The organism is Haladaptatus sp. CMAA 1909, from assembly GCF_043952005.1.
Taxonomy (GTDB): domain Archaea; phylum Halobacteriota; class Halobacteria; order Halobacteriales; family Haladaptataceae; genus Haladaptatus.
In genome coordinates this window covers 2,471,076-2,483,964 of sequence record NZ_JBIOAV010000001.1, presented here as the reverse complement: position 1 = coordinate 2,483,964, position 12,889 = coordinate 2,471,076, and the positions used below count along the sequence as shown (strand labels likewise).

Below are 12,889 nucleotides of genomic sequence, written 5' to 3'. Positions count from 1 at the left end.
AATTCGTAGTCGGCTTAGTATAGCGAGATGCGGTATATTCCCAGCTCACGTCGCTAAAAGGACGACGGCACCGGCGGCCAAACCGATGCCCGCTACGTCCCGTAAACCGACCGACTCGCCGAGGAATACCGCGCCGAGAACGGCGGCGACGACGAAATAGAGCGCGGTGACGGTCGTCGCGATCGCGGTATTCCCGCGTTGAAGCGCCACGTAGTAGCTGATGGAACCGATGCCGGAGAACAGTCCGCCAGCGATGGCGAACGTGACCCCCGACCCCGAGATCGAGAGGGGATCGGGTCGCGTGGCTATGTATGCGATCGCGAGGCCGACGCCCACGGTGTAGGATATCGCCATCGCCACTTCGGGCGCGAGCGTTCGGGTGGCGAAATCGGCAAACAGCGCCCAGACACCCCACGCGAGCATACCGACGAGGGCGAAATATATCGCGGTTCGAACCATGCCGTTCAGGAAACCGTCCACCGACGAAGCCCTTCGGGTTCGGGCGGGACAGGCGGTGCCAACCGACGGACAGTTACCGCCTGATTCGAGTGCAGGGGAGCTATAACAAATTGGTCATCTCCCGACGAAGGGCACATGGGACGCCCGACGACCCTCGTATTCGCCCTGTTCGTCGCCTCCGCGGTCGGAGCGATGGCTGTAGTGGCGGCAGAACCGCAGTCGAACTCGAAACCGGAAGAGCGCTGGAACGAAACGTACGGCGGGTCCGGCGACGACATCTTCAACGATGTCGCACGGACGGACGACGGCGGCTACGTACTCGTGGGAGAGAAAGAGAGCGAGAGCACCGGAATCGACGGCTGGGTGATGAAAATCGACGGCGATGGAAACAAGCAGTGGGAGCGAACGCTCTCCGGACCGGGAACGGATCGGTTGTACTCCGTCGCCGTGATGGACGGCCAGATCGTCGTCGCCGGGCGAACCGACCGCGGCGGAAGCCCGACGGGATGGGTGCTGGAACTCGATACGGACGGACGGACGCGGAACGAGCGAACGCCGGGAACGGGCGCGTTTTACGGCGTCGAGCAGGACGGAGACGGATACGTACTCGCCGGTTGGACCCAAGGGGACAGCGGCGTCGGCGGGTGGCTACTGAAGCAAGGTGCGTCGGGGTCGAAGGCGTGGGAACGGACGTACGCGGCTCCGAACGGGAGTACGGGACGCTTCAAGGCAGTCGTTCCGACGGCTGACGGATACCTCGTCGCCGGGGAGGTCGATAGCGGAGGACAAAACGCGTGGATTCTCGAGGCCGGAAACAACGGCGAGCGACAGTGGCAACGTACCCTCGGCGGGGCGGACCGGGAAGCCGTCTGGGCGGCGACGGGTGACGAAAGCGGAATCGTCGTGGCCGGCGAGTCGGAAAGCGGCGAATCGCGTGACGGCTGGGTGTTCCGGTACGATTCGAGCGGAACACTGGACTGGGAAAAGCGATTCGGTGGCGAGAAGGTCGATTGGCTCGACTCGGCGATGTCGACGGAGGACGGCGGGTACCTGTTCACGGGCGGAACGCTGACCGGTGGAATCGGGAGTGCGGACGGGTACGTGGTGAAAACGGGCGCTGACGGGAACCTTCAGTGGGAAAAGGCGTACGGAAGTACGGGCTGGGATAAACCATGGCCCGCGATACAGACTCATGACGGAGGTTACCTCCTCGCGGGACAAACCGGCGGGTTCGGCGCCCAAGGCATGGACGGATGGGTGCTGGAACTCGGTCCGGGATCGATGACGGAAACGACGAACCAGAGCACCACGGAGGAGACAACGGGGGAGAAATCCACGACGACGAATGCGGCTTCAGGTGAAACTGGTTCGTCGTCCGGGAACACCAGTTTGCCCGGGTTCACGGTTCCAGTGGCGTTGGTCGCGCTCCTGCTGTTGGGCTGGTGGCGGGGTGGACAGTCGTAGAGCGGAAAAGGTGAGAACCGAGCGGGGATGAGGAACTGGGACGACGGAAGAGTCACCCGTCGCGACGCACATTCGAGCCATTTCAAATCGTTTTTCGGACATGTCACGGAGAGATATTAGTTTCAGATACAATCGAGATTCTTTTATTGCTGTAATCAGTTTAACACCCTAACTGAACACTCGAATCGGCAGATCATGAAAGAGAATCGATTTACCGAACGGGCGACGGACCTCGACCGAGACGGACGAAAAGCGTATCGAGTCGCGGGAGGGAACGACGACCCGAGCACACGAGTCATCAGGGGAGTGGAGGAGATAGTTGGACAGGGGGCGGAAAAACAGACGTGGCTCTACGATAGCGTCGACCCCGACGCGTTGGATGCGATTTTCGGACAGAAACACGACGGGACGCTACGGACGAACGGTAAGATCACGTTTCTCGCCCGTGGATGTGAGATACTCATCAATGCGGACGGAGAAATAGTCGTGTACGGGCCGGTGGACGAAGACGAAACGGAGTAGGAAACGATTTCGAAACGGTATTGATGCCCGGGCCACGAATGGGGTCAAGAACCGATTGATGACCGACAAAGCACCCGTTACGTTCCGTGAACTGTTCTCCGAGCTGCCGGTACAGACCGGACTGTTCAGTTTCGGACCAGTGTTGCTGGGCCTCGCCCAGTTGTGGAACGGCTACTCACACCAGACCGCACTCTCGTTCCATGCGATGTTCGCCGTCGTGATGGTCGGATTCGCAGTCCTCGTCACTCGATACCATCTCGCATCGTTCCAATTGGACAAACTGGAACGACTTTAAGCCGTTCCGGCGGGCGCGCCCGCTCTCTCCTCACGGCCCGCGTAGGCGTTGTACCCGGCGATGATGGCCACGACGATGCCGGAGATGATGTCGCTCCAGAACGCCGTCGACGCGGTCATGATGAACGGCACGAGTATCATCCAAAGTCCCAACAGTGCGACGAAGGACGAACTACCCACGCTCGTCGACATCCCCCGAGACATGCGGTAGTAGTTGTACCCCGCGATGAGGAATATCGCTGCCCCGATGATGAGGTTGTTCCAATAACTCGTCGATGACATCGATGGGTAGACGAAGGCGGAGATGAATATCCACGCCCCTACGAGCGATACGAAACCGCTCAGCCATTTCAGTCCCGATTCGTCAGTGTCGGTACTTCGAGACGTTCCTTCTCTCGCTTCTGTTTCACTCATCAGTGTTTCCCCGAACGAGGGTAGGTCGAGCGCGTGAATAAAGCGAGCGACCGTTTAATCGAAAGCGGGGACCGTTCAACCGCTAACGTCCCGTTACGGCCGTTCGGGATCGTGAGTTGTGAACCATTCCGTCAGTTGCTCGATTCGGTGCACTGCCCTGTCCGGGTCGCCGATGTTGTGATGCTCGTCGGGGTAAACCACGAGTTTTGCGGGAACGTTCCGCTTTTTGACGCTGATGTATAGCTGTTCGGACTGCGACGGGGGACAGCGCCAGTCCTCGCCGCCGGCCGTGACCAACAGGGGCGTTTCGATGTTGCCGATGTCCGTGATGCTAGATGAGGAATCGTAGGCTTCCGGGTTCTCCCACGGCAGGCCGAAGTCGTTTTCCCACCAGATGTGAGCGTCGTCGGTTCCGTACGCCGACCGGAGGTCGTAGATGCCGTGTTCGGCGGCGGCCGCGGCGAAGCGATTCGTCCGCGTCACGAGATAGCCCGTCGTGATGCCGCCGTAGGAGAGGCCGGTGACGAAGGTGCGGTCCGAATCGGCCCACCCCTGATCGACGAGATGCTCGACGCCCGCGAGCACGTCCTCGGATTCGCGGGGACCCCAGTCGCCACGGATGGCTTCGCTGAACGCCCGACCGTATGAACTGCTTCCCCGGTAGTTTGGGCGGAGGACGACGTATCCCCGATCGGCCCAAAAGGCGTACTCAAACGAGAACTCGGGCGCGTCGTAGGCGACGGGACCGCCGTGGATGCTGACGATTAGCGGCCTCGGGTCGGGGTCTTCGGGATCGAAGTCCGAAGGGCTGTAGACGATGCCCTCGATGTCGTCACCGGACTCGTTCGGATACACGACACGCCGACAGTCGGGCATGGCGTGCGTTTGCTCGAAGGATTCGTTGCATGCAGTCACTCGAACGGCGTCGCCGGAATCGAGGTCGGCAACGGGGAGGCTGTACAAATCCCCGACGGTTTCGGGGTCCGTGAGGAGCAGTGCAACTGTCCCTCCCGCGTAATCGAACGTTTCGACGGTTCGGTACTCGCCTTGCGAATCGAACGTGAACGTCGGCGAGTCCTCGGCCGCCGAACAGCGAACGAGGCGCGTGCTTCCCTCGTCCCCGACGGCGACGAGGAGCGTCCCGTCGTCTTCCCACCGGAACCGTCCGGAGCGTGCGACGGTCCGGTCGAGCGATTCCGAGACGGACCGGTAGTCGCCGTCCTCGGCGACGTACAACTGGGTCGGGACGTGCGTGTTCGTCGGATGGTTTCCGGTAAACGCGAGACTGGACCCGTCCGGCGACCACCGGAGAACACCGGCAGCGAGGTCCGAGTCGGTTACTTTTCGCAGATTTCCTCCGTCGGGCGCGATGGTGTACACGTCCATCACCTCGGAATCGTCGGGACGGTCCGTGCGGTTCGAAAGGAACGCGATTCGCTCCGGCCCCCACGCGGGTTGCAGACCCAGCGAGGGTTCGTACGCCCCGCCGCCGTAGGCGTCGTCGAGGCGGCGCGTTTCGCGCGTTTCGGCGTCGACGACGAACAGATAGGTCGTCACGTCGTCCAGCAGTCCCTTCCCGTCGAACCGGTGTTGCAGTCGTTCGGTTTCGACGGGGCCGCCGTCCCGGAGGTCCGCGAGGTAGTCGAGTTCCTCCTCGGTCGGGTCGCGCGAGGAGATGACGAGTCGGTCAGCGTCGGATGCCCAATCGAACTCGCGGACGCCCTCCTCCCGATCCGTGAGTTGCCGAGCGTCGCCGCCGCGAACCATGTCGAACAGCCATAGCTGAGGTTTGGGTTCGTCGTCCGCGCCGTTTGCTTCGTTCTCATCGCCCTCACCGTCCTCGTCCTCGTTCCCTTCGTCCGTCGTCACCGAGAGCGCGACGTCCTCCTCGCGGGCGGCGAGGAATCCGAGTTTCGCGCCGTCCGGGGACCACTTCGGCGACCCGGCGTCGGACGCCCGCGAGAGCCGATACGGGTCGTCGCTCCCGTCCGCCGGGACGACGAACAGGGACGTTCGTCGGTCGTCCTTCATCCGGTCGAATTCGTCGGCGAGGAAGGCGATTCGAGTGCCGTCGGGCGATAGCGCGAGGTCGCTCACCAGCGTCAGGTCGTAGAAATCGTCCGGCTGAAACGTGTCTGTCACGCATACTTCCTGCCGCGGGATGATAATAATTGTATGTGCGCCAGCAAATCGGATGGTTGCCGGGACGCAACGGAGGGTTCGGTTTTCACGCGACGACAGACCGTCCTTTACGCGACGTTCCGTTCGTCGACGGTACGTCCCTCCGCGAATCTATCCGAATCGAGCATGGAGATGTCCACGAGCGACGCCTCGCCGTCGAAGACGAGTTCCGTGACGAGTTGGCCGGTCGCCGGCGCGTGCTGAAAGCCGTGCCCCGAAAATCCGACGGCGTTCACGAATCCCGGAATCGTCTCCTCGATGATGGGATGGTGGTCCGGCGTGACGGCGTACAGACCCGCCCAACCGCGACGAATCTCGGAGTCGGGGCCGAAGTAGGTTGTCCACTCCGCCGACTTCTCCACGGCCTCGACGGTCCAGTCGAGGTCCGTCGTTCGGTCGTAGGCGTTCGGGTCGGCCGTCGTGTCGCCGCCGAAATGCCCGCCGACGAGCGCGGCACCCTCGCGTTCCGGGCGGAAGTACGACCCCGTATCGAGGTCGATGGTCAGCGGAACTGACTCGGCGACGGGCGTTTCCGGGGCGACGACCGCCATTTGGCGACGTTCGGGCGAAATCGGGAGGTCGAGGTCCGCCATGGCGGCGACCCTGCTCGCCCACGGTCCGGCGGCGTTGACGACGAAATCGGCATCGACGGGTCCGTCGGTCGTCTCGACGCCCTCGATTCCGGTCGAATCGCCGAGGACGCCCGTCACCTCGACGCCGGTTCGGATGTCGGCACCGACTTCACGGGCGCGGGTGGCGAACGCCTGGAGCGCCAGATGTGGGTCCGCGAACCCGTCGTTCGGGGAGTAAGTCGCAGCGCGGAACAGGTCGGCGCGGAGACCGGGGCAAACCTCGCGCGCTTCCTCGGGGGTGAGCAACTCGCTTTGAACGCCGCGCTCGTTCTGCATCGCGACCGTCTCCGCGAGTTCGTCCGCCGACGCCTCGTCCCTGGCGAGGAAGAGATACCCCGAGCGTCTGTGGGAGATGTCGGCGTCGAACTCTTCCGCGAACCGGTTCCACACGCGCATGCTGGCCCGCGAGAGCGCGACGTTGACGGACGTCGAAAACTGAGCTCGAATGCCGCCAGCGGAGCGTTCGGTGCTTCCGGCACCGACGTTCGAACGTTCACAGACGACCACTTCGGCCCCGCGTTTCGCGAGATAGTACGCGCTCGAACAGCCAACGATTCCGCCACCGATCACGACGACTCGCATGGCTACCAAAATGGACTCCAGGATAATGGTTCCATGGTCGGGAAATAAGCATGTTCGCGGTCAATGCCCCCCCATGGTTCGAATCCTCTCCGACGACGATGTTGCGTCGCTCCTCGAAATCGACGCCTTGCTTCCCGTCGTCCGCGACGCGTTCGTCAAACAGGAACGCGGTGACGTCGAACGACCCGACCGCCCCCACTTTCCGGTCGGTGCGGGGATCGACGGCGACGCACCGCTCGGAACCGGCCTCGTCATGCCCGCCTATATCCACGGCGAACCCCACTACGCCACGAAATTAGTCGGGGTCCACGGAGGAAACGAAAACCGCGGGCTTCCGACGGTCAACGCCCAAATCGCGCTGACCGATGCCGAGACGGGACTCCCCGCCGCCCTCCTCGCCGGAACGAGAATCACGAACGCTCGAACGGGCTGTATCGGTGGGCTGGCCGCCGCCGAACTCGCCTCGTCGTCCCCGGTGAAACTCGCCGTCATCGGAGCGGGGACGCAAGCCCGTTGGCAAGCCCGCTGTATCGTGACCGCGACGGACGTCGAATCGATTCGGGTCTATTCCCCCAGCGATTCCAAGCGCGAGTGTGCAAAAGAACTCGAATCGGAACTCGGCGTGCCAACCACACCGGTCGAATCGGCGGATGACGCGGTGGCAGACGCGACGGTCGTCGTCACCGCGACGACCGCGACAACTCCCGTCTTTTCCGGCGAGGCACTCCACCCCGGAACGCTGGTCATCGCGGTCGGTGCCTACAACGCGGAGATGCGCGAACTCGACCGGGAGACGTTCTCCCGTGCGGATAAAACGGTCGCCGACGTACCGGGAGAAGTCGCCGAAACTGGGGACGTACGAGCGACCGACCTCGAAGCCGACGACTTCGTTCCGCTGGGCGACGTGTTGGACGGAGCGGCCGGCCGGGATTCCGACTCGGAAATCGTCGTCGTCGAAAGCGTCGGGTCGGCCGTACTCGACGCCGCCGCGAGCGAGTTCGTGTTCGATCGAGCGGTGGAGACGGAAGCCGGACGGGAAGTCGAACTGTAACGACCTTCGAGGAAGTCTCGTCAGACATAGTTGTAGAAATCTTGCCAGGGAGCCATCCAGATATCCGAATAGATTTCCGACGAGCGTATCGGAAGGGAGGTAGAGAGGTACAGATAGATTTCTGGGGAGATACATAGACAGATAGCTATAGAGAGACATACACAGAAACCCAATCGGAACGAGACCGAGCATCGCGTTTTGCGAAAACCCGGGTGTGAAATCACATAGCTCCGCTGCCGTCATGCAGGTTTCTTCGTAGAAATTCGATTAGATATCTGGAAAGATATCCAGGAAGTTAGCTATCTGTATAGCTATCCGCATAGTTTCGCCCAGTTGTCTGACGAGAATTTATGAGGAGCCAGCGTATATCGACCGACTGTATGAAACGGGCCATCACACTGTGGAGCGAGTCCGGCGGGGTCGGCAAGACGACCATGGCGACGAACGTTTCCGCCGCGCTGGGCCGACAGGACGAGCGGGTTCTCGTTATCGACTTGGACCCCCAACTGGGAAGTCTGACCGACCACGTCGGCTACCAGGAGTTGAAAACCGGCGACCGCGACCACCTCGGGCACGTTCTGCTGGACGACGAAAAGGATATCCGGTCGCTCATCGTCGAAACGGAGGATTTCGACCTCGTGCCGTCTCACGAGGGGCTCGCGAACATCGAGAGCGAGATGGCCGCACGGAACACCTCGCTTCGGGAGTTCCAACTCAGGTCCGCGCTCAAATCCGTCGCGTCGGAGTACGATTACTTCATCATCGATCCGCCGGCGACGCTGAACGTGCTCGTGGACAACGCGCTCGTTGCGGCGCGAAACGTCCTCATTCCCATCGAACTCACTCGAAAGGGAAGCATCTCCATCGAAGGGCTGGAAGACACCCTCGACAGCATGGAGCGCGGGTTCAAGAAGTTCGACGACAGCTTCAAACTGGGAATCCTCGCCGTCGTGCCGAACGAGGTCGGCGACTCGAACATCTACCGCGACACGCGCGAGGAACTCGAAACGGACGGGAAACCGGTGACGCCCTTCGGCGTTCGAAAACGTGACGTGCTGAAGGAAGCGTGGAAAAACCAGATGAACCTGTTCGAGTTCGCGGAGAGCGGGGATACGCGCGACCTTCGCGAGTACGAGGAGGACCTGCTCGCGAACTTCGAGCAACTGGCGCGAATCGTCCAGCAGGGGACGGTCGACGCGGTGGAGGTCGAGGCATGACCAAAGACGACAGGTATGGCGCGACGGACGACGATTACAGCGATGACGTCGGCGCGTACGCCGAATCACCCGCGGATACGGCTTCGAGCGCCGAGGCCGTCGCGACCGAGTCGAGGAGCAGCGAATCGACGCCGACCGAATCGGAACCGGAGACGACGAGTACGAGTACCGACCCGCTCCCGTTCATCTTCGCACGTCGAACCGTGAAAGCCGACCGGGACGCCGTTCCGGTGTACGTGCAAGACCAAACGGCGACGAAAATCGACGAGCTGGAGCGCGAACTCGGGAAAACCTTCGATGGCGACAAGGTGATGGCACTGGACGTTCGCGAGGCGCTCATCCGAGCAGGGCTTGAGAACGCGGACGACGTTCGCCGCGTGATGGAAGATTGGGGCTACGGTCGCCGGTAAAAGTCGCTTCTTGCTTGTGGATATCTCGATAGATTACCGGAGAGAATTATGACGATACAGCTGTAAAGATTTCCAGAGAGATTTACGGATACATAGACAGACATGTTTCTGTCAAACAGCTCCGGATGGTTCTTCGAAGAGGTATGGGTACGAAACGGGACATCTGTGACATCCAAATTGTGAAGATAGTGCAAAACCGTTAAATCGGAGCGGTCCCTACGATGGGTGAATGACGGACGAACTCAGCGAGATACGGGAGCGAAAGCGTGAAGAATTGGTGAACGGAGAGTCGGAGGCGAACGGGGAAACCGCCGAACAACCGGTTCACGTCGAGAGCGAACCGCAATTCCGGGAGCTGACGGAGGCGGGCGGAATCGTACTGGTCGATTTCTACGCGGATTGGTGTGGACCGTGCAAGATGCTCGAACCGGCGCTCGAAACCGTGGCGGCACAAACCGACGCCGTCGTCGCCAAGGTGAACATCGATCAGCACCAACCGCTCGCACAGCGACACGGGGTTCGCGGCGTGCCGACGCTGCAGTTGTACGCCGACGGGGAACCCGTAAAGCGGTTGGTCGGAATGCAGGACGAGGCAGCGCTGACGGACCTAGTCGAGCGGTTCGCCTAAACGGAGTTCTTTATTCTGGCGCTGACGATAGGAGTACGAGATGGGTTTTCACACGTTCGACCCCGAGAAGGCGGAAAAGCTCGAAGATGCGGGACGGTATCGATACGTCTCCCGCGACGAATTGGTAGCGGAACTGGACGTCTCTACCGACGAAACCGTCGCCGATCTCGGGAGCGGGACGGGGTTTTACACCGACGACGTGGCCTCGTTCGGCGAGAACATGGGCGTCTCCGTGTACGCCGTCGACATGCAAGAGGAGATGCACGACCACTATCGGGAGAAGGGCGTCCCGGAGAACGTCGCGCTCGTTACGGCGGCGATAGACGACCTGCCGTTCGAGGACAATGAACTCGATGCCGCGTTTTCGACGATGACATTTCACGAGTTCGCGGGAGCGGACGCGCTCTCAGAGGTGGCACGCGTGCTTCGACCGGGAGGCCGATTGGTCATCGCCGATTGGAGCGCCGACGGACGAGGGGAGAGCGGGCCGCCGGTCGATGAGCGATATGACGAGGAGAAGGCGAGCGAACTCCTTACTGCCGCAGGATTCGACGTGGAGTTCGGGAAGGAACGCCCGGAAACGTTCGTTTTGGTGGCGACGAACTGAGAAGTGGATCACTACTTTCGAATTCGTGAATCGAACACCGCGAAATCGTTCCGTTGTCGGCGCGGTTTCGGGAATCGAATCTACGATGCCCGACTAACCTCGGACGCGGATCGATCGAACCGGGAGTCGACCTCCTCGAACGCCACCAATCCGACGAGGACACCAGCGGCGAGGGTGACGGTCACCAGAGCAAGGTCATCCACGAGAGAGAGCAGGCCGAGCAGTCCGACCGCGACGAGTCGAATCGAGAGGACGCGAACAGAGATCGAACGCGGTGCGGCCCATTGACTCGCCGTAATCGCGAACAGATACAGCATCAAGCCACCGACGAATGCGAACCGTCCGCCGACCGAGAAAGGATGGCCGCTGGCGGTTGATTCGATGGCCCCCTGAACACCGACGCCGGTGGCCACGATTCCGGCGAAAACGAGCGGGTGGTTGTATCCGTAGATGAACTCGCGAGCCAACGTTCGGCGGTCACCGCTGATCCCTTGCGTGGTGGCGGTCCAATCGAAGTTCCGGAAATACAACGAGTAGATACAAACGGCAACGACGAAACCGCTGGCGGCGACGATGCTACCACGGAATTCCCAGTCGATATCGATGGTTCCGGCACCGACCGCGAGGATGACCTCGCCGAGGACGAGAATCGTGAACAGACCGAACCGTTCGGGGAGGTGTGAGACCTGTATCGGCGCGTTCGAGTCCAGATTCGAAACTATCGGCGTCGCCATTTCGATACCCAATCCGAGGACCCAGAGCAGATACCGCGTCGGCGGCGGGACGAACAGCGAAGCGACCCAAACGGTGGCTCCGAGCGCGAATCCAGCGATCCACGGGCGGCAGAGTTCGCGAAGATCGGACGTCACGAGCCACGTTTGCACGTACAGTCCCACGACCAGCAGTCGGAGGGACAGATACGCTGCGGCGAAGGCGACGGTTCCGCCCGCGAGAACGTCGTGAACCGTCGTCGCGAACGCGATGACTCCGAACATCGCGACGACGATGACGCTCCGGAAAATCGGGTCGTCCGTGCCGAACTGGTCGGCGTAGTACGTAAACCCGACCCACGCCCACCAAACCGGGAAGAACAACGCGACCAAAAGGAGAAATCCCTGGGGTGAGAGATTGTCGTGAAGCAACCGCCCAAGTTGGGCCACGGCGAGTACGAATACCAGGTCGAAGAAGAGTTCGAGCCAGGTGGCGTGGCGCTCCTCCCCCGTTTCGGTGTGAAGCCTGACCGAACGATTCCGACGCATGGAGGATACAGACCGCGAACGCGCTTATCGTTGCTTCATGAAATATTTTTTATATTTTTGTGTAGTCGCGTTCGAGGTTCGAGCGGCCTACGCCGACAACTCGATGGAGCGACGAACGGTCGAGTCGACCTCCGCGAGATGGCACAGCGGGTTTCCGGGATAGACGACGGGATTTTCGAGAACGCCGACGAGGAGGCCGGTAAACGGCGCGACCACTTCGACGCGCTCGCGTTCGAACGGATCGCTGATGGCACAGATCGTGTCGCCTTCGTACACGAGTTCGCCTCGGAAGCGATGCATGTCGACCAATCCACCCTCGTCCGCGCGAATCCACGTTCGTTCGTCGTCCGTTTCCACGACGGTTCGCCATCCGGGCCAGCGGACGAGTTCCTGCTCGTAGATGCCGTATGCGGCGAAGACGCTTTTCACGCCGTCTAAGGCGTGTTCGATGAGGCCGCGTTCGAAGCGGTGTGCTTCGCCCATCTCGATGGTGATGGTCGGAATCCCCCGATCAGTGGCTTCCCGACGGAGCATTCCGGGTGCGCCGCGCCCGGCGATGACGAGGTTCGTCCCGAAGGCGTTGGCGAGGCGTGAGACGGCGAGGTCTCTCATGTCGGCCCGGACGTGCAGCATGTTGGTCCGGCCGCGCGTGGACGTGTGGAAATCGATGCCGAAGTCACACGGTTCGACGAAGTTGCGAAAGATGCGGTCGGCGATACGGCGGTCGTTCGTCCCGGCCGGGTCGCCCGGAAAGGCACGATTCAAGTCCTGTTCGTACCCCGGCAGATAGCGCTCTTGGGCGAGGAAGCCGGGAACGTTGAGGACGGGCAGACAGACGATGGTTCCGTGAACGTCCGTGTGTTCCCACTCGCCCGCAACTTCCCGGACCACTTCGATGCCGTTGAGTTCGTCGCCGTGAAGCGCCGCTCCGAGAAACACCGTCGGGCCGGGGTTCTCCCCGTTTATCACAGTGACCGGGATCCGAACCGGATCGCCGAGGTAGGTTTCGCTGGTCGGAAAGCGGAACTGCTGGGTCGTGCCGGATTCGACGCGCCCCCCGTCGAATTCGAACGTCGATGAATCCCCCATACGAGGAGAGAGGACGGAAACCGACTTGGAGATTGACCCGACGGATGAATTTGGGTGAGAGTGGGGAGACAGTCCCGAAA

14 protein-coding genes are annotated in these 12,889 nt (G+C 61.6%); 8 read left to right on the top strand and 6 right to left on the bottom strand.

All coding sequences use genetic code 11. The annotated features are described in order from the left end of the window. Nucleotides 1-45 precede the first annotated feature (45 nt). Nucleotides 46-459 carry an EamA family transporter gene (locus tag ACGYLY_RS13550; RefSeq protein ID WP_395281077.1) on the bottom strand — a complete coding sequence of 138 codons (414 nt, stop codon included), beginning with the start codon at nt 457-459 and terminating at the stop codon, nt 46-48. A 135-nt stretch (nt 460-594) separates the two neighbouring features. Between ACGYLY_RS13550 and ACGYLY_RS13545 the strand changes: the two genes are divergently transcribed. The 3 genes from ACGYLY_RS13545 (at nt 595) to ACGYLY_RS13535 (ending at nt 2,740) form a co-directional block, all read left to right on the top strand. Continuing rightward, a complete protein-coding gene (locus ACGYLY_RS13545; protein WP_395281078.1) occupies nt 595-1,923 on the top strand; it encodes a hypothetical protein in 1,329 nt (442 codons plus the stop codon). Nucleotides 1,924-2,118: 195 nt separating this feature from the next. Next, nucleotides 2,119-2,445 (top strand): HalOD1 output domain-containing protein, encoded by a 327-nt coding sequence (locus ACGYLY_RS13540; protein ID WP_395281079.1) that lies wholly within the window; start codon nt 2,119-2,121, stop codon nt 2,443-2,445. A 58-nt stretch (nt 2,446-2,503) separates the two neighbouring features. Continuing rightward, entirely contained in the window at nt 2,504-2,740 is a 237-nt protein-coding gene (locus ACGYLY_RS13535) for a hypothetical protein (protein WP_395281080.1), read from the top strand. Here the strand turns inward: ACGYLY_RS13535 and ACGYLY_RS13530 are convergent. From ACGYLY_RS13530 to ACGYLY_RS13520, 3 genes are all read right to left on the bottom strand, one after another. Further along, nucleotides 2,737-3,153 carry a hypothetical protein gene (locus tag ACGYLY_RS13530; RefSeq protein WP_395281081.1) on the bottom strand — a complete coding sequence of 139 codons (417 nt, stop codon included), beginning with the start codon at nt 3,151-3,153 and terminating at the stop codon, nt 2,737-2,739. The two genes, ACGYLY_RS13535 and ACGYLY_RS13530, sit on opposite strands and share 4 nt — an antisense overlap. 93 nt (nt 3,154-3,246) lie before the next feature. After that, a complete protein-coding gene (locus tag ACGYLY_RS13525) occupies nt 3,247-5,295 on the bottom strand; it encodes a S9 family peptidase (protein WP_395281082.1) in 2,049 nt (682 codons plus the stop codon). A 107-nt stretch (nt 5,296-5,402) separates the two neighbouring features. Continuing rightward, nucleotides 5,403-6,548: an NAD(P)/FAD-dependent oxidoreductase gene (locus ACGYLY_RS13520; RefSeq protein WP_395281083.1), complete on the bottom strand. Its 1,146-nt coding sequence runs from the start codon at nt 6,546-6,548 to the stop codon at nt 5,403-5,405. Between the two features lie 73 nt (nt 6,549-6,621). Here ACGYLY_RS13520 and ACGYLY_RS13515 point away from each other — a divergent pair, with 73 nt between their 5' ends. The 5 genes from ACGYLY_RS13515 to ACGYLY_RS13495 all read left to right on the top strand — a co-directional run bounded on the left by ACGYLY_RS13515 (nt 6,622) and on the right by ACGYLY_RS13495 (nt 10,461). Further along, nucleotides 6,622-7,599, top strand: coding sequence for an ornithine cyclodeaminase family protein (locus ACGYLY_RS13515; RefSeq protein WP_395281084.1), 978 nt, complete (start codon nt 6,622-6,624; stop codon nt 7,597-7,599). A 380-nt stretch (nt 7,600-7,979) separates the two neighbouring features. Further along, nucleotides 7,980-8,816, top strand: coding sequence for a ParA family protein (locus tag ACGYLY_RS13510; protein WP_231186792.1), 837 nt, complete (start codon nt 7,980-7,982; stop codon nt 8,814-8,816). After that, nucleotides 8,813-9,226 carry a hypothetical protein gene (locus ACGYLY_RS13505; protein WP_395281085.1) on the top strand — a complete coding sequence of 138 codons (414 nt, stop codon included), beginning with the start codon at nt 8,813-8,815 and terminating at the stop codon, nt 9,224-9,226. The genes ACGYLY_RS13510 and ACGYLY_RS13505 overlap by 4 nt, the downstream gene beginning before the upstream one ends. A gap of 229 nt (nt 9,227-9,455) precedes the next feature. Continuing rightward, complete coding sequence (gene trxA / locus ACGYLY_RS13500; RefSeq protein ID WP_395281086.1) at nt 9,456-9,854, top strand: thioredoxin; 399 nt, start codon at nt 9,456-9,458, stop codon at nt 9,852-9,854. A gap of 40 nt (nt 9,855-9,894) precedes the next feature. Beyond that, nucleotides 9,895-10,461, top strand: a complete 567-nt coding sequence (locus tag ACGYLY_RS13495) for a class I SAM-dependent methyltransferase (RefSeq protein WP_395281088.1) — start codon at nt 9,895-9,897, stop codon at nt 10,459-10,461. 80 nt (nt 10,462-10,541) lie between these two features. Here the strand turns inward: ACGYLY_RS13495 and ACGYLY_RS13490 are convergent, their stop codons facing one another. Together ACGYLY_RS13490 and ACGYLY_RS13485 are read right to left on the bottom strand one after the other, a co-directional pair. Beyond that, nucleotides 10,542-11,720 (bottom strand): low temperature requirement protein A, encoded by a 1,179-nt coding sequence (locus ACGYLY_RS13490; protein WP_395281090.1) that lies wholly within the window; start codon nt 11,718-11,720, stop codon nt 10,542-10,544. Nucleotides 11,721-11,807: 87 nt separating this feature from the next. Next, on the bottom strand, nt 11,808-12,809 hold the full coding sequence (locus tag ACGYLY_RS13485; RefSeq protein WP_395281092.1) for a succinylglutamate desuccinylase/aspartoacylase family protein: 1,002 nt from the start codon (nt 12,807-12,809) through the stop codon (nt 11,808-11,810). Nucleotides 12,810-12,889 lie beyond the last annotated feature (80 nt).